Source organism: Pallidibacillus thermolactis, assembly GCF_025660415.1.
GTDB classification, from domain to species: Bacteria; Bacillota; Bacilli; order Bacillales; family Caldibacillaceae; genus Pallidibacillus; species Pallidibacillus thermolactis.
In genome coordinates this window covers 1-23,792 of sequence record NZ_JAOUSE010000012.1, presented here as the reverse complement: position 1 = coordinate 23,792, position 23,792 = coordinate 1, and the positions used below count along the sequence as shown (strand labels likewise).

Sequence of the window (23,792 nt, the reverse complement as noted above, 5' to 3'; positions counted from 1 at the left end):
AGTTTTTCATTTTTCATATTACTCGCTGACACCTACTTTTTCAGATTCCTTTTTATCATTTTCTGATTGAATATTTAAAGTATCTGATTGTTGACTATGATCATCATCTTCTAAATCTTTCATATCAATTTCTTTCTTGTCTCCAGATAATATTTTGACATCCAGTCCTAAACTCTGTAACTCCTTCATTAATACTTTGAAGGACTCTGGAACACCCGGTTCTGGTATATTTTCACCTTTAACAATCGCTTCATAAGTTTTAACACGACCAACGATATCATCGGATTTAACAGTAAGAATTTCTTGTAAAGTATAGGCTGCACCATATGCTTCTAGCGCCCAAACTTCCATCTCACCGAAACGTTGTCCACCAAATTGAGCTTTACCACCCAACGGTTGTTGAGTTACAAGTGAATATGGTCCCGTTGACCGTGCGTGTAATTTATCATCAACCATGTGAGCAAGTTTAATCATATACATGATACCCACTGTAACACGGTTATCAAACGGTTCTCCCGTACGCCCATCGTACAAGACCGTTTTACCATCGCTAGACAAACCAGCTTCTTTTAAAGTATTCCAAATATCTTCATCTGTCGCACCGTCAAATACTGGTGTCGCAACATGGATACCAAGATATTTTGCTGCAATACCTAAGTGCAATTCCATAACTTGCCCGATATTCATACGAGAAGGAACCCCTAGTGGATTTAACATAATATCAATCGGTGTTCCATCTGGTAGAAACGGCATATCTTCCTCAGGTAATACTCTTGATATAACACCCTTATTTCCGTGACGTCCCGCCATTTTATCGCCGACTTGAATTTTTCGTTTCTGTGCAATATAGACACGGACTAATTGGTTAACACCCGGAGGTAATTCATCACCATCGGCACGATTGAACACTTTTACATCATGAACAATTCCGCCTCCGCCGTGTGGCACACGTAAAGACGTGTCACGGACTTCTCTAGCTTTTTCACCAAATATGGCATGAAGTAGACGTTCTTCAGCAGTTAACTCCGTTACCCCTTTTGGTGTAACTTTTCCGACTAATAAATCTCCGTCTTTAACTTCTGCACCAATACGAACAATCCCTCGTTCATCTAGATTACGTAGAGCATCTTCACCAACGTTCGGAATATCTCTAGTAATTTCCTCTGGACCGAGTTTTGTATCACGTGATTCAGATTCATATTCTTCAATATGAATAGATGTATACACATCATCTCTCACGAGTCGCTCACTCATAATAATCGCGTCTTCATAGTTATATCCTTCCCATGTTGTGAAAGCGACAAGAACATTTCGACCTAAAGCAAGCTCACCTTTATCCATTGACGGACCATCCGCTAATATTTCACCTTTTTTCACGCGGTCTCCAACTTTGACAATCGGACGTTGGTTGAAGGACATGCCATTATTCGAACGAACAAATTTATGAACAACATAACGGTCTAGATCACCTTTTACTTCTTGTCCATCTACCTCAGAAATTCGACGCACACGTATTTCTTTTCCTTCAACATGTTCTACAATACCGTCATGTTTACAAATAACGGCTGCACCAGAATCTTTTGCACTTACATGTTCCATACCCGTACCAACAATTGGAGCTTCTGGTTTTAATAATGGGACAGCTTGACGCTGCATGTTCGCTCCCATTAACGCACGGTTCGAGTCGTCGTTTTCAAGGAACGGTATACATGCTGTCGCTGCAGATACAACTTGTTTAGGTGAAACGTCCATATAATCTACACGTTCAATAGGAACAACTAAGTTCTCGCCACGGAAACGAGCAAACACTTCATCTTCTAAGAAATTACCTTCGTCATCTAGAAGTGCGTTTGCCTGAGCAACTACATAGTTATCTTCTTCATCCGCAGTCATATAATGAATTTCATCTGTCACTCTACGGTTTTCATGATCTACCTTTCGATACGGTGTTTCAATGAATCCAAACTTATTTACTTTCGCAAACGTTGAAAGTGAGTTAATTAATCCGATGTTCGGTCCTTCTGGTGTCTCAATTGGACACATACGACCGTAGTGAGAATAGTGAACGTCACGTACTTCGAAACCAGCTCGTTCACGTGTCAATCCACCTGGTCCTAAAGCAGATAGACGACGCTTATGAGTTAGTTCCGCTAATGGATTGGTTTGGTCCATAAATTGTGACAACTGTGAGCTTCCAAAGAATTCCTTAATAGCTGCAATTACAGGGCGAATATTAATTAACTGTTGCGGTGTAATTGTATTTGTGTCTTGGATTGACATTCTTTCACGAACGACACGTTCCATTCGAGAAAGTCCAATTCTAAATTGGTTCTGTAACAATTCACCAACAGAGCGTAAACGGCGATTTCCTAAATGGTCAATATCATCCGTTCTCCCTACGCCATGTAAAAGGTTAAAGAAATAGCTTATTGAAGCAACGATGTCTGCCGGCGTAATATGTTTTACATCTTCGCTGACGTTTGCATTACTAATGATGTTAATTTCTTTTTCTTCATCATCATTTGGAGCGTAGACTTTAATAGATTGAATCAATATTTCATCTTCTAATACGCCACCAACCGGATCGAACCGTTTAAACCCAACACCTTTTTCTATAAATGGCATTATTTTATCAAGTGTACGACGATCTAAAATTGTTCCTTTTTCTGCAATAATTTCACCAGTTTCCGGATCGGCAAGCGTTTCAGCTAACGTATGACCGAAAAGGCGTTGTGAAATATGCAGTTTTTTATTCATTTTGTAACGACCTACACTAGCCAAGTCATAACGTTTTGGATCAAAGAACCGAGCAATAAGTAGACTTTTTGCATTTTCTACAGTTGGTGGTTCACCCGGACGAAGGCGTTCATATATTTCAATTAACGCTTTTTCTGAATTATCGGTGTTATCTTTTTCGAGGGTATTTCTTAAATATTCATTATCCCCAATCAATTCAATGATTTCTTGATCCGACCCGAAACCTAATGCACGTAACAATACAGTAATTGGTAATTTTCGAGTACGGTCAATCCTTACATAAACTACATCCTTTGCATCTGTTTCAAATTCTAGCCATGCCCCACGATTCGGGATAACTGTGGCAGAATATCCATGTCTACCATTTTTATCTAGCTTGGAACTAAAATAGACACTAGGGGAACGAACTAATTGGGAAACAATAACACGTTCGGCACCATTTATAATAAAGGTACCTGTTTCTGTCATCAATGGGAAATCTCCCATGAATACTTCTTGGTCCTTAACTTCTCCGGTTTCTTTGTTAACTAAACGGACTTTCACCCTTAATGGTGCTGCGTATGTAACATCACGCTCCTTTGATTCATCTACAGAATATTTTGGTTCTCCCAAATCATAATCAATGAATTCGAGAGACAGGTTTCCTGTAAAATCCTCAATAGGAGAAATATCATGGAAGACTTCTCTCAAACCTTCATCAAGGAACCATTGATAAGAAGCTGTTTGAATTTCAATCAAATTCGGTAATTCTAAAACCTCACGAATTCTGGCATAGCTTCTCCGTTGGCGGTGCCGTCCATACTGAACTAGTTGACCTGTCAACTGATTCACCCCTCAAATCAAACATTTTGGAAATGCATAATCATGTATATATGCCATGAATTTATGTACATGGCATTTTATATTTTATAAAGCAATAGCTTTTTAAAACTAAACAATTGACGAGAAGAACTCAGCAATTTGTTCGTTTTTAAAAGCCTTAGCTTTTGAATCACAAAAAATAAAAGGTTTCCTAAGAAAACCACAAAAAACATAGTCCTTATTTATTCTATTTTTCCCATTTTATGATATATATATACTAGAACAACTATTTAATGGGTAAATAGGAAAATATATGTTGGCATTAAGATATATTATCATACACCTGTCATAGAGTCAATTTTTTTCGCCTTTAAAATAAAGTAACCTTTCTCTTTACGTACAATATGTACTTCATTAAACAATTCTTCTAATTTTTTCTTTGCCGATGGTGCACCTTGCTTTTTCTGAATAACAACCCAAAGAGTTCCTTCGTGTTTTAGATAATTCAAGCTTTTCTCAAAAATATCATGAACAACTTTTTTTCCTGCACGAATAGGTGGATTCGTAACTATAGCCGCAAAAGATTCCTCTTTTACATTATCAAACAAATAACTTTCATAAATTTTTACATTATTCACTTCGTTGTTCTTTGCATTTTCCAAAGCCAACTGAATAGCACGCTCATTAATATCTATCATATGTACAAGTCGCTTAGGGAATGACTTAGCTAGGGCTAATCCTATCGGGCCATAGCCACAGCCGACATCCAAAATAGGACCTTGTATTTCTGGATCCTCGAAACTTTCTATCAGTAATCGCGAACCAAAATCTACTTCATTTTTTGAGAAAACCCCTCGATTTGTTGTAAATCGAAAGACATTCCCCTTTAAAGTATACGTCCACTTTTTAGGAGCGCTTGTTGTCGTTGGTTTTTTTGTAAAATAATGTTCTGCCAATATATATTCACCTCATAACTTTGCAAGGTTTTGAAAGGTGGCAATACATATAATAACAAATTTTAAAAAAAGCTCGCTTTATTCAGCGAGCTTTTGTTGTGAGAATTTTTATTCAATCTTAAGAAGAAGATGAATTATTTAACTTCTACCTCAGCGCCAACTTCTTCAAGTTTAGCTTTAAGTTCTTCTGCTTCTTCTTTAGAAACGCCTTCTTTAAGTGGTTTTGGAGCATTATCAACAAGTTCTTTTGCTTCTTTAAGTCCAAGACCAGTGATTTCACGAACAACTTTAATAACTTTGATTTTTTGTGAACCAGCGTTTGCTAATACAACATCAAATTCTGTTTGTTCTGCTTCTGCAGCACCACCTGCAACAGCACCAGCTACAGCTACAGGAGCAGCAGCAGTTACACCAAATTCTTCTTCAATTGCTTTAACTAATTCGTTTAATTCTAAGACTGTCATATTTTTAACAGCTTCAATGATTTGTTCTTTAGTCATTCTCTTTTCCTCCTATTTTTAGTTAATATTATTTATATTAAGCGCCTTGTTCTTCTTTTTGATCAGCAACAGCTTTTGCAGCAAGTGCAAAGTTGCGAATTGGAGCTTGTAGTACACTAAGCAGCATTGAAAGTAAACCTTCTCTTGATGGAAGTTCTGCAAGAGCTTTAACTTCCTCAACAGTTGTAATGTTACCTTCAATAACACCCGCTTTAATTTCTAAAGCTTCATGATCTTTCGCAAAGTTGTTTAAGATTTTTGCCGGAGCCACAACATCTTCTGTGCTAAATGCAATAGCATTCGGCCCAACAAGCACATCATTCAAACCTTCTAATCCAGCCGCTTCAGCAGCTCTGCGAGTTAATGAGTTTTTGAACACTTTAAACTCAACACCCGCTTCACGTAATTGCTTACGAAGTTCAGTTACTTCAGCAACATTTAAACCACGGTAATCAACAATAATTGTTGATACGCTTGATTTAAATTTTTCTGTAATTTCTTCTACTAACTGTTTCTTTTGTTCAAGGATTGCGCTTGACATATTTACACCTCCCAGTTGATGATGTCACATCTATACCGGATAAACAAATAAAACCTCCATGTCCAATAGACAGGAGGTTTTATAGTAAAACGGCGACATAATAACTAGTCACACTAGTTATATACGTTTATATTTCACTACCTCGGTAGGAAATTAAGCTGGGTTGCAGCACCTACTGTCTACGGTATAAATGTTATTTATTTTTAACTCACGAGCTTAATATTAGCATAGCCCTTTTTGTAAGTCAACTTCCAATTTTTAGATAGAATCAGGGTTAACTTTAACACCAGGGCCCATAGTTGAACTAATAACAATGTTTTTCATATATGTTCCTTTAGCAGCTGCAGGTTTCGCTTTAACAATTACATCATGAATCGTTTTTAAGTTCTCGTGAAGTTTTTCTGCATCAAAGGAAACTTTTCCGATTGGAACATGAACGTTTCCAGCTTTGTCAGCACGATATTCCACTTTACCTGCTTTAATTTCTTTAACTGCTTTTTCAACGTCAAAAGTAACTGTACCAGTTTTAGGGTTTGGCATTAAACCTTTAGGTCCTAAAACGCGACCAAGTTTACCAACTTGACCCATCATGTCTGGAGTAGCTACGATTACGTCAAAATCGAACCAACCATCTTGGATTTTTTCAATGTATTCAGCTTCACCAACATAATCTGCACCTGCAGCTTCAGCTTCTTTAGCTTTTTCACCTTTTGCGAACACTAAAACGCGTTGAGTTTTTCCTGTTCCGTTAGGCAAAACAACTGCGCCACGGATTTGTTGGTCATTTTTTCTTGTATCAATACCTAAACGATAAACTACTTCTACGGAAGCATCGAATTTTACAAAATTAATTTTCTTTACTAGTTCAATCGCTTCAGTTGCATCATAAGATTTTGAACGATCAACTAGTTTAGAAGCTTCAATGTATTTTTTACCTCTTTTTACCATAATGATCCTCCTTAGTGTGGTTTTAACGGATTTTCCTCCCACGAATTGAGGTTGCGACGATTCTTCTACGGTCGCAACCTCATATTCATACGAAAACAATTAATCTTCAATAGTGATACCCATGCTACGAGCTGTACCTTCAACCATACGCATAGCTGATTCAACGTTAGCTGCGTTTAAGTCTGGCATTTTCATTTCTGCAATCTCGCGCACTTTATCTCGCTTAATTGTTGCTACTTTGTTTTTGTTTGGCTCTCCTGAAGCTTTGTCAATACCGGCTGCTTTTTTAAGAAGAACTGCAGCTGGTGGAGTTTTCGTAATGAAAGTAAATGAACGGTCTTCGAATACCGTAATTTCTACTGGTATAATTAAACCAGCTTGATCAGCTGTACGAGCGTTAAATTCTTTACAGAATCCCATAATGTTAATACCAGCTTGACCTAATGCAGGACCGACTGGTGGTGCAGGGTTAGCTTTACCTGCCGGGATTTGTAACTTAACAATTTTGACAACTTTTTTAGCCACGAGACACACCTCCTTAAGTCCGTGATGTGGTAAATGGGTACACTACCCTCCCACTCAATACATAACATTTATAATAAAATAGTATTAAGCTTATGTCAAATCTCGCTTACGAGAGTTATCGACTTAAAAAGTTTATCAGATAAATTGCTATTTTTCAAGACCTTTTAGAAGTTATATCTTTTCGATTTGCGAAAAATCTAATTCAACAGGTGTTTCACGACCAAACATATTGACTGAAACTTTAAGTTTTCCTTTCGCTTTATCAATTTCTTCGACTCTTCCAGTAAAATCTTTAAATGGCCCATCCGTTACTTGAACTGTTTCACCAATTTCCACATCAATATCAATACGTTCAACATCAACGCCCATTTGTTTAAGTAAGTAATTTACTTCTTCTGGTAAAAGTGGAGTCGGTTTAGAACCTGAACCAGATGAACCTACAAACCCAGTAACCCCTGGTGTATTACGCACAACATACCATGAGTCATCTGTCATAATCAATTCCACTAATACATATCCAGGAAAAACCTTTTTCTTAACTACTTTTGACTTGCCGTTTTTGACCTCTGTTTCTTCTTTTTCAGGAACAACAACACGAAAAATTTTGTCTTGCATTCCCATTGTTTCAACACGTTTTTCTAAGTTTGCTTTTACCTTATTTTCATACCCTGAATACGTATGAACAACATACCAATTTTTTTCCATTAAAGGGGACTTATCGTCCTTCCCTCCTTTTATACGTAATTTCCATAGCTTTTACTTTATTTGTCTATTTAAAACGTACTTTCCTCTAATAATTTCTAGCCAATGAAAAAACCCGTTAACCGGGTCTTAAAAATGTTCATATTACCATTATAACAAAGGATTGTGCAGTTATTCATCAATTTAAAGAGATGAGATTAATTAAACTAGAAATCCCTAAGTCAACAAGTGCAAAGAAAATGACGAAAAAGATTAGCGTTGTGACAACGGTGATTGTGTATTTCGTTAATTCTTTTCGGTTCGGCCACCTTACTTTCCGCATCTCTTCTGCAATGTTGTGGAAAAATTTACGAACGCTTTGCATGTTTTACCTCCGGAAGGATTGTTCTATTATATTTACTATTCGAATTACTATTCGAAACGATGAACAGTATGTTTCAGACAATGCTTACAGTATTTTTTTATTTCTAAACGCCGATCTCTTTTCTCCTTCGAAATGTTTACATGGTAATTTCTTGAACCACAATTCGCACAGGCTAGTACATGTTTTTTTATCATTTTGAACACCATAATTATAAAATTAAATTTTTTCTATCTTTCAAAGATTATCATGTAAAACCCCACCCTGTCAATGAGTAACACTATTTGTAATGATAAAAGGAATATTCCATTTACCACTCCTATCCTACTTGGAAAGCTGCGACTCTTTTAACCCAAATTCCTTAGAATCTAAATATTTTTCTAATTTTCGCTTCACACGTTGTAACGCATTGTCAATTGATTTCACATGACGATTTAGTTCATCTGATATTTCTTGATAAGATTGACCGTCTAAATATAAAGCTAACACTTCCCGTTCCAAGTCACTTAATAATTCGTTCATTTTCACTTCAATTCGGTCAAACTCTTCCTGACTAATAATTAATTCTTCAGGATTTAATGATTGAGAACCTGTAAGCATATCCATTAATGTACGATCCGATTCTTCATCAAAAACAGGCTTGTCCAATGATATATAGGAATTAAGTGGAATGTGTTTCTGTCTTGTTGCCGTTTTTATCGCTGTTATAATTTGTCTTGTAATACATAGTTCTGCAAACGCTTTAAAAGATGTGGACTTATCATCTTTATAATCACGTATTGCTTTAAATAAACCGATCATCCCTTCTTGAACAATATCTTCCCGATCTGCGCCGATTAAAAAGTAGGATCTTGCCTTCACCCGAACAAATTGACGGAACTTATGAATCAAGTAATCTAGTGCTTCACTATTCCCCTTATGGACCAACTCTACGATTTGTTCGTCTTCCATTTCATCAAATACATGATTCAGATTTTTTTCATCCCGCAACAAAATCACCCTAACCCGCTCTTGAGTTGATAGATTTATTATAACTTAATATAATTTTTTAGGTCAACTTTATTATTCGCCTCTTCTGAATTTTTCAAAAAAATCAGCAACTTCCTTTGAAAGCGGTATTTTTGAAAACGGCCGTTCTTCTTTTATTTCATTTATTTCTTTTTTAATATTATTTTCAATTTGTCGTATTTCATTATATAGTTCTCGAGCTGATATACGAAACGCACCTTGACCAAAAATTTGCCACTGTTCCGCACTATCAGAAGTTGCTACATAAACTTTTGTTCTTCGATCCATCATCTCTTTTGCTAGTTTCTCAATCTTTGCATCTGCCGTTTCCTTTTCCTTTGTGTAAATGATTTCCACATTATAGTTTTTGTATTTCGTTTCTTTCCCCTTAACAACATAAGCATCAAAAACAACGATCACATGAATTCCCATATACCCTTTGTATTCCGCTAATTTTTCAATCAATAAATCACGTGCCGCTGCTAAGTCTTCATCCTTTAATGCTTGTAACTCAGGCCATGCACCAATCATGTTGTATCCGTCAACAATTAATATATCCATCTTTACAAAATCGGTACTCTCTTCCGATAAATCTCATACATCAGTAAAGCTGCAGCTACTGATGCATTCAATGATGTGACATGACCTCGCATGGGAAGGCGTAAAAGAAAGTCACACTTTTCTCTATGTAGCCTTCCAATCCCTTTACCTTCACTACCTATTATCAGTGCAATCGGCATCGTGCCATCAATCTCTCGGTAATCCATAGTCCCCTTCGCGTCCGTACCAGCAATCCAAACACCTTTTTCTTTCAATTCATCTATTGTACGTGCAATATTTGTTACACGAACGACGGGAATATGTTCAATTGCACCAGTTGAAGTCTTTGCAACTGTTGGAGTTAGTCCTACAGATCTTCTTTTAGGAATGATAATACCATGAACACCACTGGCATCAGCCGTTCTCATAATAGAACCTAGATTATGCGGATCTTCTATTTCATCTAAAATTAGAAAAAACGGTTCTTCATCACGTTCACGAGCTCTTATAAATAATTCATCTAAATCAAAGTAACGATAAGCAGATACTTGAGCTATTACTCCTTGGTGATTGCCTTCTACCATTTCATCTAATTTATTCTTCGGTACAAATTGAATGATGATTTTTCTTTCTTTTGCTGCTTTAATAATTGGTTGCATCGCTCCCTTTTGGGAACCTTCCCCAATCCAAATTTTATTAATATCTCGGTTTGCTTTGATTGCTTCTAAAACTGGACTTTTTCCTATGACATAATTATTTTTCACCCTGATCCTCCTTTCTTTCTTCCGCTTTTAACAACGCCCGTTTAATCACCTGTTCCATCCGATCAAAATCCTGCTTTAAAAACAAGTATCCAATTAGAGCTTCAAAGGCTGTGCTATAACGATAAGTTTGCACATTAGCATTTTTAGGAACGGTATTGCTTTTGGCATTTCGGCCACGTCTTACAACCGCTTCTTCTTCTGTTGTTAAGAAGTCTTCTTCTAGAAAACAGTGAATAATATAATTTTGTGCTTTGGCAGAAACATATTCAATTGAACTTTTTTGTAATAAGTTTGGCTTAACATATCCCTTGGATATTAAGTGACGCCGTACGTATACTTCATATACGGCGTCACCCATATAGGCCAAAGCTAAACTATTTAATGTTTTTGGGTCAGTAACAAACTTGTCGATTAACATGCATCTTATCCTCTTTTCCAACGCGTGCCTTGTGGTGTATCTTCTAAAACAATATTCAATGCTTTTAACTTGTCACGAATTTCATCAGCAGTTTTAAAATCGCGATTTTTCCTCGCTTCATTTCGTTTTGTAATTAATTGTTCAATTTCCTCATCTAATAAATCACTTTCTCCTTGCTCAAGAGACACTCCTAATACATCAAAATACTCTTCAAATGTCTTCATGTACTGCTTGATAACAGTTGTTGAGGTAGTTTTTTCCATTAAGTAATAATTGGCTGATTTAGCAAGTTCAAATAATACAGAAATTGCATTTGCAGTATTAAAATCATCGTCCATTTCCTTTATGAATTGTTTGCGTAAATCATTGATTTGTTCTAGCCATTTTTCATCATCATTTGTTATATCTGTACTTAAATCTAAACGATATTTTAAATTAGAATAAGACGTTTGCAAACGTTCTAAAGAAGATTTTGCGTTATTTAATACTTCATTACTGTAATTGATTGGATGACGATAATGAACCGATAACATAAAGAAACGAAGTACATTTGGATCGTGTTTTTTTATAATTTCATGGACAAGAACAAAGTTACCTAAAGACTTTGACATTTTTTCATTATTAATATTAATATAACCGTTATGCATCCAGTAATTAGCGAAAGGTTTACCAGTTAAACTTTCCGTTTGAGCAATTTCATTTTCATGATGCGGAAATGATAAATCTTGTCCACCAGCATGAATATCAATTGTATCACCTAAATACTTTCGCGCCATTGCTGAGCATTCAATATGCCAACCCGGTCTTCCTTCTCCCCATGGACTGTCCCAATATACTTCACCGGGTTTTGCAGCTTTCCAAAGAGCAAAATCAAGGGGATCTTGTTTCTTTTCACCAACTTCAATACGCGCACCTAAATGTAAATCATCAATTGATTGATGTGATAACTTCCCGTATTCAGCAAACTTCTTAGTTTTAAAATAAACATCTCCATCTGACTCATAAGCATAGCCTTTATCAATTAGTCCTTGGACAAAGTCAATAATTTCATTCATATTTTCTGTAACGCGAGGATGATGGGAAGCATGTTTGCAGCCCAATGCTGTAATGTCTTCAAAATAAGCCTGGATATAACGTTCAGCTAAAGTAAACACATCTTCCTTTTGTTCATTTGCCGCTCGAATAATTTTGTCATCTACGTCAGTAAAATTTGAAATATAATTTACTTCATAACCACGGTACTCTAAATAACGACGAACAGTATCAAATACGATGGCTGGACGTGCATTACCGATATGGATATAGTTATAAACAGTTGGTCCGCACACATACATTTTGACCTTTCCTTCTTCAATAGGAACAAATGTTTCTTTTTTTTGTGTTAATGTATTATAAATTTTTATTGGCAATTTCCAAACCCCTTTCCTTACGCAATTGATCGATTTCCTTTTTTAATTCTTCTATTTGTTTTTCCATCGTCTTAATTCGATCTTGCACTGGATCTGGTAGGTCACCGTGATTCAAGTCTTTTTTAATCCGTTTTCCATCTTGAACTACAACTGTCCCAGGAATTCCCACTACTGTTGCATTTGGAGGAACATCCTTTAAAACAACCGCTCCAGCACCAACCTTCGAATTCTCCCCTATGGTTATGGAACCTAAGACTTTTGCTCCACTAGCAACCAATACATTATCTTTCAAAGTCGGGTGCCGTTTACCTTTTTCTTTTCCTGTTCCTCCTAATGTCACACCTTGATAAAGCGTAACATTATCGCCAATCTCACATGTCTCACCAATAACAACACCCATTCCATGGTCAATAAAAAGTCTTCTTCCAATTTTTGCACCTGGATGAATTTCAATACCGGTAAAAAAACGACTAATTTGAGAAATTAATCGTGCAATAAACTTCATATTGCGGCGGAAAAACCAATGAGCAATCCGATGCGACCAGATCGCATGTAATCCCGAATAAGTTAACACAACTTCTAACACACTTCGAGCAGCAGGATCTTGTTCAAAAACAACTTCGATATCTTCTTTCAAACGTTTAAACATTTATATCACCCCTATTTGGAATTACTTCTCATTTTCCATCTCCCAAAATTCCAAGCTATTTGGAAATCTCCCCTATAAAAAAACGCCTCTGCCATCTGACAGAGACGCTTGTTTGCGCGGTTCCACTCTGTTTAGACAATTCTCATTATATTTAGGTAGAATTGTCTCAACTCTTCCTGTTAACGGCAGGCTCCCGCCTTTATCTACTGAACATAAAAAGTTGTTCGATAAAGGGCTCAGAGGTGCATTTCGATATTGAGGGGCTTTAGGTCACTTTCAGCCGGTGGTGACCCTCTCTAAAAAAGCGTCAATACCTACTTCTCCTCTTCAAAGCTTTCTCTTCAATAATTTTGTTTGTATCATTACTATATTATATTTTTTAAAAAATGTTAATCCAAAAGTCTTTTAATTCTTTGGACAACTTTATCCTTACCTAATAACTCAATAGTTTCTCCTATTGAAGGACCGTGGGCTTGACCTGATACAGCTACCCGAATTGGCATATATAATTTTTTACCTTTTACCCCTGTAGCTTTTTGTACTCGCTTAATGGCCGCCATAATCTCCGATGAAACAAAAGGTTCGACTTGTTCCATTTCTTGCAATAATACTTTTAGCACTTGATGTACATGTTCTTCATTTAAGATTTCTTGCTCCTCTTCACCATAAACAATTTCATCTTTAAAGAAGAGCTCTGTTAACGGAACAATTTCTGCTCCGTAACTCATTTGTTCTTGATATAGTGCTATAAGTTTCCGGGCAAATTCCATTTCTTCCTTAGATGGATTTGCAGAAATTCTCCCCGCTTTAATCAAGTGTGGTAAAGAAAGTTCCACAACTTTATCTAAGTCTACTGATTTAATATATTGGTTATTCATCCAAGTTAGTTTGTTCCGATCAAACACCGCGGGTGATTTAGATAAACGTTTCGGATCGAATATTTTGATCAATTCTTCCTTGGTGAAAATTTCTTCTTCTCCAACCGGTGACCAACCAAGTAAAGTAATGAAGTTGAAAAGTGCTTCTGGAAGATAGCCTAACTCTTCATACTGTTCCATAAACTGGATGATGGTTTCATCTCGTTTACTTAATTTTTTATGATTTTCATTCACAATTAATGTCATGTGGCCAAATTTAGGCGGTTCCCAACCAAAGGCTTCATAAATCATTAATTGTTTCGGTGTATTGGAAATATGGTCATCTCCACGTAATACATGGCTAATTTTCATCAAATGATCATCAATGGCCACTGCAAAATTGTAAGTAGGTACCCCATTTTTTTTCACAATTACCCAATCACCAATATCATTTGATTCAAAAGAAACTTCATCTTTAACAATATCGTTAAATTGATAGGTTTTACCTTCTGGTACACGAAAACGAATACTTGGTTTTCGACCTTCTTTTTCTAATTGTTCTTGATCTTCCTTTGTTAAATGTCTACATTTACCAGAATAACGAGGTGAAACAATACCACGAGCTCTTTGTTCTTCCCTTTCTTTTTCCAACTCCTCTTCCGTACAGTAACATTTATAAGCTAATCCTCTTTCTAATAATTCTTCATAATATTTTTTATAAATTTCGATACGTTCGGATTGTCGATATGGCCCGTATTCACCACCTACGTCTATGCTTTCGTCCCAATCTATGCCAAGCCATTTTAAATATTTTAACTGGCTTTGCTCTCCGCCTTCAATATTACGCTTTTCATCTGTATCTTCAATTCGAATAATCAGTTTACCATTTTGACTTCTTGCAAATAAATAATTAAATAATGCTGTTCTTGCATTCCCGATGTGTAGGTGTCCCGTTGGGCTAGGAGCATAACGAACACGAATAGTACTCATAATTTATACCTCCAATTTTAATAAACAATGCTTTTTATGTATGTTTAGCAAACCTATCTTATTTTACACCAAATTAAGGGCACTTTGTTAAGTAATGTAAGCTATTTTTTAATTTTTTCAAGCAGAACAACCGAAATTGAAGCAATCCCTTCTTCTCTCCCGATAAAACCTAACTTTTCATTCGTTGTTGCCTTCACATTAACTTGACTTATTTCAGCATCTAACAGCTTAGCAATGTTCTCTTTCATATTCCGAATATAAGGCGCCATTTTTGGTTTTTGAGCGATAATGGTACAGTCTACATTTCCTAAACGATATCCCATATCCTTTACTTTATTCCAAATTTCACTTAAAAGATATGATGAATCTGCATTTTTATACGCAACATCAGTATCTGGAAAATGTGTGCCGATATCACCTAGTCCAACCGCACCTAATATAGCATCCGTAATCGCATGTAATAAAACGTCCGCATCGGAATGGCCGAGTAATCCTTTTTCATGTGGAATTTGAATACCACCAATAATCAATGGTCTATCCTCTGTTAATTGATGAACATCATATCCTTGTCCTATACGAAACATTCTTATATCTCCTCTTCTATTTTAATTTACTTTTGTCTTTTGAATTTTAGATTCGACTTTTTTAGTAAATCGTTATTATTTATAATTGCATGCGCAAAAAGTAAATCCTCTTGTGTTGTTATTTTTATATTATTATAGTTTCCTTTGACAATTTCGACTTTATGTCCCATATTCTCCACAAGACTTGCATCATCCGTACCGATGTATTTTTCTTGTTCCGCTTTATCGTATGCTTGTTTTAATAGTGAAAGATGAAAAGCTTGAGGTGTTTGAATTGACCAAAGTTCTGAACGAACCAATGTCTCTTGTATGACACCTTCTTTTACTCTTTTTATTGTATCCTTTACTGGTACTGCTAAAACAGCAGCACCTTTACGACTAGTAACTTGAACGAGTTTATGTATATCGTCAACATGAACAAACGGTCTTGCACCATCATGTACAAGGACGATTGATTCCTTCTCAATCTTTTTCAAGCCTTTATATACGCTCTCCTGTCTTTCCTGTCCACCCTTAACAATTTCTTTAACTTTAGAGAATTTAGAAGTCTTCACCAGTTCCTCCATAAATGTTCTATCCTGCTCATTAATCACTAATAGGATGGATGAGCACCATGGATCTTTTTCAAAAACCTCAATGGTATAAGCGATTATTGGTTTATTCAATAAATGAATCCGTAGTTTATTTTTTTCAAATCCCATTCTTTTTCCCATGCCCGCTGCAGGGATTATAACCTTATATTCCATATTGATTCCCCTGTTTTTCCTTCATTTTATTCTTTATATATAATAAAATAAGGGAGACCTTTGTTCAAATATCGATCTCCCAAAATAAGTTCTTTAAATTGTTATAATGCCTTTTCTAATAATTTCGGTTTTGCAAAAATCATTCGACCTGCCGATGTCTGTAATACACTCGTTACTAATACATTAATTGTTTTACCGATATAATTCCGACCTTCTTCGACAACGATCATTGTACCATCATCTAAATACGCTATACCTTGGTTCTGTTCTTTACCATCTTTTATGACAAGAACATTCATTTCTTCACCTGGTAAAACAACTGGTTTCAAAGCATTAGCTAAATCATTAATATTTAGAACCTTTACTTTTTGCAATTCACAAACTTTATTTAAATTAAAATCATTTGTTACAACCGTACCGTTTGTTAATTTTGCTAATTTAACTAATTTACTATCCACTTCCTGAATATCTTCAAAATCACCATCATAAATTTCAACTTTTATCGGTAATTCCTTTTGAATTTTATTTAATATATCTAAGCCTCTTCGTCCTCTGTTTCTCTTCAACACATCAGATGAATCTGCAATATGTTGTAATTCTAAAAGTACAAATTGTGGAATTACAATTGTCCCTTCCAGAAATCCAGTCTTACAAATATCAGCAATCCGTCCATCAATTATAACACTTGTATCTAGTATCTTTAACCGTGGACCTTGTGTTTTAATACTTTCTTCATCAATTGCCTTTTTCTTATTCCCTCGATTTGTAAATAAACTCATTAGTTCTTCTCGTTTCTTAAAACCAACTTGGAAACCTAGGTAGCCAAATAACAAAGTAAGGATAATAGGGACGATATCATTTAGTACTGGGAATAGAACTGATTCTAGAGCAGAGTTAATTAAAAAAGCAACGATCAATCCTAGTATTAATCCAATTGTTCCAGTAAGTAATTCAGCAACTGGCGCCTTTAAAAGCTTTTCTTCCAGCCACTTTATAAAATGAATCACATAATTTACAGCCCAAAACGTCATAAGAAAAAAAATAATAGCACCTAAAATTGCTGAGGTATAAGGGTTATTTAGGAATACGATATGGTCTATTTTGAGTAATTCAAAAATAAAAGGTAAAAACAATACACCTAAAGTTCCTCCGACAAGTAGAAAGCAAATTTGTACAATTCTTGTTAGCAAGTCATTCACCTCCTCATAATTCATTATAAACAACTAGGCATTTTTGAAACGTATAATTACAAAATATTTATTAAATGTTAGCATTATGAAATATTATTTGATTTATTGTCATAAAGATGATCTATCAATTTAGTGCTTTTTGAATAGCCTCTTTTATCATAGACACGCCTATTACCTCTATATTCCTTGACGTTACCCAGTTCCCTAAATTATTTTTTGGTACAAATACCCGTTCGAAACCTAATTTCTCGACTTCTTTAACCCGCTGATCGATCCTTGACACCCGTCTGATTTCACCCATTAAACCAACTTCACCAATAAAACAGTCGGTTGTTTTGGTTGGTTTATCATAAAAACTAGATGCAATACTTATAGCAATCGCTAAATCAATTGCTGGCTCATCGAGTTTAACACCACCAGCAGCTTTCAAATAAGCATCTTGGTTTTGTAATAACAATCCGACACGCTTTTCAAGAACCGCCATCAATAACGATACACGACTATGATCTATACCAGTCGCCATTCTCCTCGGGTTTCCAAAACTCGTAGGAGTCAGTAATGCCTGAATCTCAACTAATATAGGACGTGTACCTTCCATTGAAGCGACAACGGACGAACCAGAAGCACCTTGCAATCGTTCTTCCAAAAAGACATCTGAAGGATTAGCAACATCAATTAAACCTTCTTCTTTCATTTCAAAAATACCGATTTCATTGGTTGAACCGAAACGGTTTTTTACTGCTCGCAATATACGAAATGTATGATGTCTTTCTCCTTCAAAATATAAGACGGTATCAACCATATGCTCTAGTAACCGTGGGCCTGCAATCGCCCCTTCTTTTGTTACATGTCCTACAATAAAAATTGGTATATTAACTGTTTTCGCAATACGCATAAGTTCACTTGTTGTTTCTCTTACTTGTGATACGGAACCAGGAGCAGAAGTTATATCAGGATGGAATATTGTTTGAATGGAGTCAATGACGGCAAAATCAGGCTGTAATTCATTAATCGTATGTTCAATATAATGCAGATTAGTTTCAGCATAAACATAAAGGTTTTCTGATTGGATCCCTAGTCGATCCGCTCGTAGTTTTGTTTGCTTGACGGATTCTTCCCCTGAAATATATAAAACTTTCAGTCCATTACTTGCCAATTGACTAGATACTTGTAAAAGTAATGTGGATTTACCTATTCCAGGATCTCCTCCAATTAAAACAAGAGAACCATTTACAATTCCGCCACCTAAAACCCGATTAAGCTCTTTTGATCTTGTTTCGATACGCGGTGTTTCTTCGGATTTCACATTTGTTATTGAAACGGCCTTAATATCTGAACCTGTTACTTTAGTTGAATGGGAGAAAGCAACACGACGATTACCTTTAACTTCTTGAATCTCCTCAACCATCGTATTCCATTGATTACAATTTGGACATCTCCCCATCCATTTCGCTGTTTCATAACCACAAGAGGAGCACACAAATTTTGATTTAACCTTTGCCATATACTTTCCCCTTTTAATTATCACTCTTCATGATATTACTTTAAATCATTCTCCCATATAAAAAGGGAGGAAGGCAACCCCTCGAAAGATTTATATTCGATAGTTGCCTACTCCTACTTTTGTAGTAAGTTTAGATTAAGAAAATACTTTTGAATCTGTTCGAACAACAAATTCTCCACTTTCCACATCAATAATTACTTTTTTACCGTTAGTTACAGTACCCTTCAATAGTTCTTCGGATAAAAGGTCTTCAATATTTTTCTGAATCGCCCGTCTTAGTGGTCTCGCACCATATTCCGGATCGTTTCCTTCTTCTACAATTTTTTCTTTTGCACGGTCCGTTAATTCTAACTCGATATTTTGTTCTCCAAGACGTTTAAACAGAGTATTTAATAGTAAATCAACAATTTTTACTAGATGTTCTTTTTCTAAAGCATGGAATACAATAATTTCATCAACACGGTTTATAAATTCCGGACGGAAGGCCTTTTTCAATTCCTCCAAAACTTTACCCTTCATGTCTTTATAATCTTGGTTGCTATCTTGGACATTAAAACCAACGTATTTATTTCGTTTTAAAGACTCAGCACCAATATTGGAAGTCATAATTACAATTGTATTTCTGAAGTCAACAGTCCTACCTTTAGAATCTGTTAATCTGCCGTCTTCTAAAACTTGTAGGAGAATGTTAAATACATCAGGATGAGCTTTTTCTATTTCATCAAGTAAAATTACTGAGTATGGCTTTCGGCGTATTTTTTCTGTTAGTTGACCGCCTTCATCATAACCAACATAACCAGGAGGTGAACCAACAAGACGTGATGTCGAATGTTTTTCCATATATTCAGACATGTCAATGCGAATCATTGCATCTTCATCACCAAACATTGCTTCAGCAAGAGCTCGAGCTAGTTCGGTTTTTCCAACGCCAGTAGGTCCAAGGAAAATAAAGGAACCAATTGGTCGTTTCGGATCTTTTAATCCAGCTCTTGCGCGACGAACAGCTTTTGAAACAGCGCTAACTGCTTCTTCTTGACCAATCACCCGGGAATGAAGAACTTCTTCAAGTTTTAACAATTTTGCAGTTTCAGACTCAGCAATTTTCGATACTGGTATTCCTGTCCAGCTTGCTACGACCTTCGCTACATCATCGACAGTCACTTTACTATTTTCTTTTCCTTGTTTTTCCTTCCACTCTTTCTTTGTTTCTTCTAATTGTTCACGTAGTCTTTGCTCCATATCTCTTAATGAAGCGGCTTTTTCAAATTCTTGGCTTTGTACAGCCGCATCTTTTTCCTTACGAACTTCTTCCAGTTTTCCTTCCAATTCTTTTAAGCTTGGTGGTGTTGCAAAGCTACGTAGACGTACTTTCGAACCTGCTTCATCAATCACATCAATCGCTTTATCCGGTAAGAAGCGATCGGAAATATAACGATCAGATAATTTCACTGCAGCCTCTATTGCATCATCCGTTATTGCAACACGATGGTGAGCTTCATAACGATCACGTAGTCCTTGTAAAATTTTAATAGACTCTTCCACTGTCGGTTCATCAACCGTAATCGGTTGGAATCTCCTCTCTAATGCTGCATCTTTTTCTATATATTTACGATATTCATCAAGAGTTGTAGCGCCAATACATTGAAGTTCTCCTCTAGCTAATGAAGGTTTTAAAATATTGGATGCATCTATTGCACCTTCAGCTCCACCAGCACCAATTAATGTGTGCAACTCATCAATAAACAAAATTATATTCCCAGCTTGACGAATCTCATCCATCACTTTTTTCAGCCGATCTTCAAACTCACCACGATATTTCGTACCAGCAACGACTGTACCCATATCTAATGTCATTACACGCTTATTTCTTAATATTTCTGGGACCTCATTATCGACGATTTGTTGTGCTAATCCTTCTGCAATCGCTGTTTTCCCAACACCAGGTTCACCGATTAAAACTGGGTTGTTTTTCGTTCTTCGACTTAACACTTCAATAACTCGTTGAATTTCCTTACTACGCCCAATAACTGGATCTAAACCACCTTCTCGCGCCACTTGCGTTAAATCCCTTGCTAAACTATCCAATGTAGGTGTGTTCACATTAGTCTGCGCACCATTCGCACTACCAGAATCATTATTGCCTAACAATTGTAATACTTGTTGACGCGCTTTGTTTAGACTTACACCAAGATTACTTAAAACACGGGCTGCTACTCCTTCTCCTTCACGAATTAGGCCAAGAAGAATATGTTCCGTTCCGACATAAGAATGACCTAATTTCCTAGCTTCATCCATTGATAATTCGATAACCTTTTTTGCTCTTGGAGTATACTGTGGTGTCTGTATTTTCTCTTTTCCTACACCGATTAAATTTTCAACTTCTTTTTGAATTTTTTCTGATGTAAGACCAATGGCAAAAAGTGCCTTAGCTGCTATTCCTTCACCTTCACGGACTAAACCTAGCAAAATATGTTCGGTTCCCACATTGCTGTGATTTAAACGAATCGCTTCTTCTTGTGACAAGGCAAGCACTTTTTGAGCTCTTTCTGTAAATCGACCAAATAACATTTCATTTCCCCCTTTTAGGAATTCTTTTCTAATAGTAAACGTTCTCGTATTAAAGTGGCACGTCGTACATCCCGTTCAAATGGACGGAGAGGTCCGCCTGCATATTGTTGTAAAAATCCAGGTTGGGTTAAAATCATAAGTTCATTCAATATATTTTTGGAAATATTTTCTATATATCCTATATCTATGCCCAAACGGACATCAGATAAACATTTTGCAGCTTCTTTTGTTTCAATAATTCTGCTATTTTTTAAAATACCAAGCGATCGCCAAACTTTATCTTCGAGTTGGATACCAGCTGTTTTTACAATCGATTCTCTTGCCGATCGTTCTTGTTGGACAATTTGTTCAACAACATTTTTTAAATCTAGGATTATTTCTTGTTCTGATTTCCCAAGTGTCATTTGATTCGAAATTTGGAAAATATTGCCTAACGCTTCACTGCCTTCTCCATAAATTCCACGCACAGCAAAACCAAGTTGATTTATTGAAGGAATTAATTGTTTCATTTGTTGTGTCATAACTAAACCTGGTAAATGCATCATAACTGAAGCACGTAATCCTGTTCCTGTATTGGTAGGACAACTTGTAAGATATCCTCTTACTTCACTAAATGCATAATCCAAATGTTGTTCCAATTGATCATCAACCGCATTGGCTAAATTGAATGCCTCTTCCAACTGTAGACCAGAGAAAATACATTGAATCCGTATATGGTCTTCTTCATTAACCATAATACTTATCACTTCATCTTGTGACAGTAAACAAGCGCCATGAGAAGATTGTTCAGCAAGATTAGGGCTAATCAAGTGTTTTTCTACTAATACTTGTTTGTGTAAAGGTTGTAAATGTTCCATTTTTAAAAACTCTGCATCTTTTAAAGGATACAAATTTAATAATGGTATCATTCCTTGAAATTTCTCTAATACTTTTTTCGCCTCTTCTTGTGAGGATATTGTTGGGAAGGCATGGTTCTTTAAATTTCTAGCCAATCGGATTCGAGAAGTTAAAATAATATCCGACTCTGGACCTTCAGCATTCATCCAAGGACTAACCGATTGATTTAAAAATCGTTCAAGTGACATATTATTCCCCTCCCTCTTGTAATTGTTGTTCATATAGACGAATCTCATCTCGAACTTCAGCTGCCTTTTCAAATTCTTCCCTGGCAACCAGAGATTGGAGGGTTTCTTTTAAAATATCGATTTTTTTTCGCAAATGGATATTGCCACCTGAACGTTGTGGTATTTTCCCTCTATGTTTCCAATTTCCTTCATGCAGTCTTTTCAAAATAGTTGTAACTTGATCCTGAAATGCATCATAACAATTGGCACAACCAAAACGTCCAATTTCTATAAACTGATTCAAAGTCATACCACAATGGTCACATTGAATAATTTCATTTGGATGCAATGCATTTTTTTGTGTATGTTCTATATTCGGGTTAAAATTAAATAATCCTGCTAATAAATTATTAATTGATAATCCCGATGTGTTATTAAACATAATGACATTGCCTTTTTCTTGAGCACATTGTTCACATAGATGAACTTCCGTTTTTTCGCCATTAATAATTTTTGTAAAATGGATTGTTGCTGGTCGCTTTTGACATTCTTGACATTTCACCCGAATCACCTCACTACTCATATCTTAAAGAAATAAGCATAGCTTTTAAAATTCTTGCTCTCAAAAAATCCCTTTCAGGTAAATCTAAATAGATAATAGAACGATCTAGAGCATTTAACATTAACCTCGCCTCACGATTCGTAATGACTTCTTCAGTTAATAAATTTTCAATGATATCTGTGGCAGCCGTTTGTGATATTTTATTGCCAACTAATGAAAGCATTTGATCAATAAATTGCTTTTTACTATTTGGTCGAACCTTTATAATTCGAATATATCCACCACCACCCCGTTTACTTTCTACGAGGTAACCTCTCTCAATCGTGAAGCGTGTATTAATTACATAATTTATTTGAGATGGGACACATTGGAATTTACTTGCGATCTCACTTCGCTTGATTTCTAAAATATCGTCTTTACTTTTTTCTAAAATTTTCTTCAAGTACTCCTCTATAATATCTGAGATACTTCTCAAATGTTCTCCCTCCATCAATTGCATATCTGTTACCAATTGACTTTGACTATATTTGACTTTAATTTATTATATTATTTTTTTTATAAAATGGCAATTGAAGTTATATATGATTATTAATTATCCATAATCCTGATTTTTAAATTTATACATTTTACTCTATTCCATTTTTATAGTCATTAAACATTTTTGCAAAAACGTTTGGCAAATTGATTTAGAATAGATACAAAAAAACAGCGACGAATGTCGCTGTTTTTATTTGCCTGGCAACGTCCTACTCTCGCAAAGGGGAACCCTTCACTACCATCGGCGCTGAGAAGCTTAACTTCCGTGTTCGGGATGGGAACGGGTGTGACCTTCTCGCCATCGTCACCAG

24 protein-coding genes, 1 rRNA gene and 2 other annotated features are annotated in these 23,792 nt (G+C 35.8%); all 25 genes read right to left on the bottom strand.

Translation table 11 applies throughout. The features are described 5' to 3' along the window. Positions 1–18: 18 nt before the first annotated feature. The 25 genes from rpoB to rrf all read right to left on the bottom strand — a co-directional run bounded on the left by rpoB (position 19) and on the right by rrf (position 23,792). Positions 19–3,579, bottom strand: a complete 3,561-nt coding sequence (rpoB, locus tag OEV82_RS06095; RefSeq protein WP_173660734.1) for a DNA-directed RNA polymerase subunit beta — start codon at positions 3,577–3,579, stop codon at positions 19–21. A gap of 314 nt (positions 3,580–3,893) precedes the next feature. Next, a complete protein-coding gene (locus OEV82_RS06090; RefSeq protein WP_263061334.1) occupies positions 3,894–4,514 on the bottom strand; it encodes a class I SAM-dependent methyltransferase in 621 nt (206 codons plus the stop codon). A gap of 134 nt (positions 4,515–4,648) precedes the next feature. After that, on the bottom strand, positions 4,649–5,014 hold the full coding sequence (gene rplL / locus OEV82_RS06085; RefSeq protein WP_173660737.1) for a 50S ribosomal protein L7/L12: 366 nt from the start codon (positions 5,012–5,014) through the stop codon (positions 4,649–4,651). A 37-nt stretch (positions 5,015–5,051) separates the two neighbouring features. Then, entirely contained in the window at positions 5,052–5,555 is a 504-nt protein-coding gene (gene rplJ / locus OEV82_RS06080) for a 50S ribosomal protein L10 (RefSeq protein WP_173660738.1), read from the bottom strand. Positions 5,556–5,593: 38 nt separating this feature from the next. After that, positions 5,594–5,758: a sequence feature (ribosomal protein L10 leader region), on the bottom strand. A 55-nt stretch (positions 5,759–5,813) separates the two neighbouring features. Next, positions 5,814–6,503: a 50S ribosomal protein L1 gene (gene rplA, locus OEV82_RS06075; RefSeq protein ID WP_173660739.1), complete on the bottom strand. Its 690-nt coding sequence runs from the start codon at positions 6,501–6,503 to the stop codon at positions 5,814–5,816. 99 nt (positions 6,504–6,602) lie between these two features. Then, the gene (gene rplK, locus OEV82_RS06070; RefSeq protein WP_173660740.1) at positions 6,603–7,028 is read right to left on the bottom strand and encodes a 50S ribosomal protein L11; all 426 of its coding nucleotides are present in this window, start codon (positions 7,026–7,028) and stop codon (positions 6,603–6,605) included. Between the two features lie 171 nt (positions 7,029–7,199). Then, positions 7,200–7,733, bottom strand: a complete 534-nt coding sequence (gene nusG, locus OEV82_RS06065; RefSeq protein ID WP_173660742.1) for a transcription termination/antitermination protein NusG — start codon at positions 7,731–7,733, stop codon at positions 7,200–7,202. Between the two features lie 175 nt (positions 7,734–7,908). Then, entirely contained in the window at positions 7,909–8,094 is a 186-nt protein-coding gene (gene secE, locus OEV82_RS06060) for a preprotein translocase subunit SecE (protein WP_173660744.1), read from the bottom strand. A 47-nt stretch (positions 8,095–8,141) separates the two neighbouring features. Next, positions 8,142–8,288 carry a 50S ribosomal protein L33 gene (gene rpmG, locus OEV82_RS06055; RefSeq protein ID WP_173660746.1) on the bottom strand — a complete coding sequence of 49 codons (147 nt, stop codon included), beginning with the start codon at positions 8,286–8,288 and terminating at the stop codon, positions 8,142–8,144. A gap of 127 nt (positions 8,289–8,415) precedes the next feature. Beyond that, positions 8,416–9,081: an RNA polymerase sporulation sigma factor SigH gene (gene sigH, locus OEV82_RS06050; RefSeq protein WP_377701664.1), complete on the bottom strand. Its 666-nt coding sequence runs from the start codon at positions 9,079–9,081 to the stop codon at positions 8,416–8,418. Positions 9,082–9,153: 72 nt separating this feature from the next. After that, positions 9,154–9,660 (bottom strand): NYN domain-containing protein, encoded by a 507-nt coding sequence (locus OEV82_RS06045; protein WP_263061333.1) that lies wholly within the window; start codon positions 9,658–9,660, stop codon positions 9,154–9,156. Between the two features lie 2 nt (positions 9,661–9,662). Continuing rightward, positions 9,663–10,403: a 23S rRNA (guanosine(2251)-2'-O)-methyltransferase RlmB gene (rlmB, locus tag OEV82_RS06040; RefSeq protein ID WP_263061332.1), complete on the bottom strand. Its 741-nt coding sequence runs from the start codon at positions 10,401–10,403 to the stop codon at positions 9,663–9,665. After that, complete coding sequence (locus OEV82_RS06035) at positions 10,393–10,821, bottom strand: Mini-ribonuclease 3 (protein ID WP_263061331.1); 429 nt, start codon at positions 10,819–10,821, stop codon at positions 10,393–10,395. Before OEV82_RS06035 ends, rlmB begins: the two co-directional genes overlap by 11 nt. 5 nt (positions 10,822–10,826) lie before the next feature. Next, a complete protein-coding gene (gene cysS / locus OEV82_RS06030; RefSeq protein ID WP_263061330.1) occupies positions 10,827–12,230 on the bottom strand; it encodes a cysteine--tRNA ligase in 1,404 nt (467 codons plus the stop codon). Further along, positions 12,211–12,879, bottom strand: coding sequence for a serine O-acetyltransferase (cysE, locus tag OEV82_RS06025; protein ID WP_173660756.1), 669 nt, complete (start codon positions 12,877–12,879; stop codon positions 12,211–12,213). Before cysE ends, cysS begins: the two co-directional genes overlap by 20 nt. Before the next feature lie 97 nt (positions 12,880–12,976). Then, positions 12,977–13,219: a binding site (T-box leader), on the bottom strand. 49 nt (positions 13,220–13,268) lie between these two features. After that, positions 13,269–14,726 carry a glutamate--tRNA ligase gene (gltX, locus tag OEV82_RS06020; protein WP_407672747.1) on the bottom strand — a complete coding sequence of 486 codons (1,458 nt, stop codon included), beginning with the start codon at positions 14,724–14,726 and terminating at the stop codon, positions 13,269–13,271. Positions 14,727–14,827: 101 nt separating this feature from the next. Then, entirely contained in the window at positions 14,828–15,310 is a 483-nt protein-coding gene (gene ispF / locus OEV82_RS06015) for a 2-C-methyl-D-erythritol 2,4-cyclodiphosphate synthase (protein WP_173660758.1), read from the bottom strand. A gap of 26 nt (positions 15,311–15,336) precedes the next feature. Next, on the bottom strand, positions 15,337–16,056 hold the full coding sequence (ispD, locus tag OEV82_RS06010; RefSeq protein ID WP_263061329.1) for a 2-C-methyl-D-erythritol 4-phosphate cytidylyltransferase: 720 nt from the start codon (positions 16,054–16,056) through the stop codon (positions 15,337–15,339). Between the two features lie 101 nt (positions 16,057–16,157). Then, on the bottom strand, positions 16,158–17,246 hold the full coding sequence (locus OEV82_RS06005; protein ID WP_263061328.1) for a PIN/TRAM domain-containing protein: 1,089 nt from the start codon (positions 17,244–17,246) through the stop codon (positions 16,158–16,160). Between the two features lie 124 nt (positions 17,247–17,370). Next, the gene (radA, locus tag OEV82_RS06000) at positions 17,371–18,750 is read right to left on the bottom strand and encodes a DNA repair protein RadA (RefSeq protein WP_263061327.1); all 1,380 of its coding nucleotides are present in this window, start codon (positions 18,748–18,750) and stop codon (positions 17,371–17,373) included. Between the two features lie 135 nt (positions 18,751–18,885). Next, positions 18,886–21,318 (bottom strand): ATP-dependent protease ATP-binding subunit ClpC, encoded by a 2,433-nt coding sequence (gene clpC / locus OEV82_RS05995; RefSeq protein WP_173660766.1) that lies wholly within the window; start codon positions 21,316–21,318, stop codon positions 18,886–18,888. 14 nt (positions 21,319–21,332) lie between these two features. After that, positions 21,333–22,403 (bottom strand): protein arginine kinase, encoded by a 1,071-nt coding sequence (locus tag OEV82_RS05990; RefSeq protein WP_173660768.1) that lies wholly within the window; start codon positions 22,401–22,403, stop codon positions 21,333–21,335. A gap of 1 nt (position 22,404) precedes the next feature. Then, positions 22,405–22,944: a UvrB/UvrC motif-containing protein gene (locus OEV82_RS05985; protein ID WP_173660770.1), complete on the bottom strand. Its 540-nt coding sequence runs from the start codon at positions 22,942–22,944 to the stop codon at positions 22,405–22,407. Between the two features lie 13 nt (positions 22,945–22,957). Further along, the gene (locus tag OEV82_RS05980) at positions 22,958–23,419 is read right to left on the bottom strand and encodes a CtsR family transcriptional regulator (protein ID WP_173660772.1); all 462 of its coding nucleotides are present in this window, start codon (positions 23,417–23,419) and stop codon (positions 22,958–22,960) included. Positions 23,420–23,677: 258 nt separating this feature from the next. Continuing rightward, a 5S ribosomal RNA gene (gene rrf / locus OEV82_RS05975) occupies positions 23,678–23,792 on the bottom strand.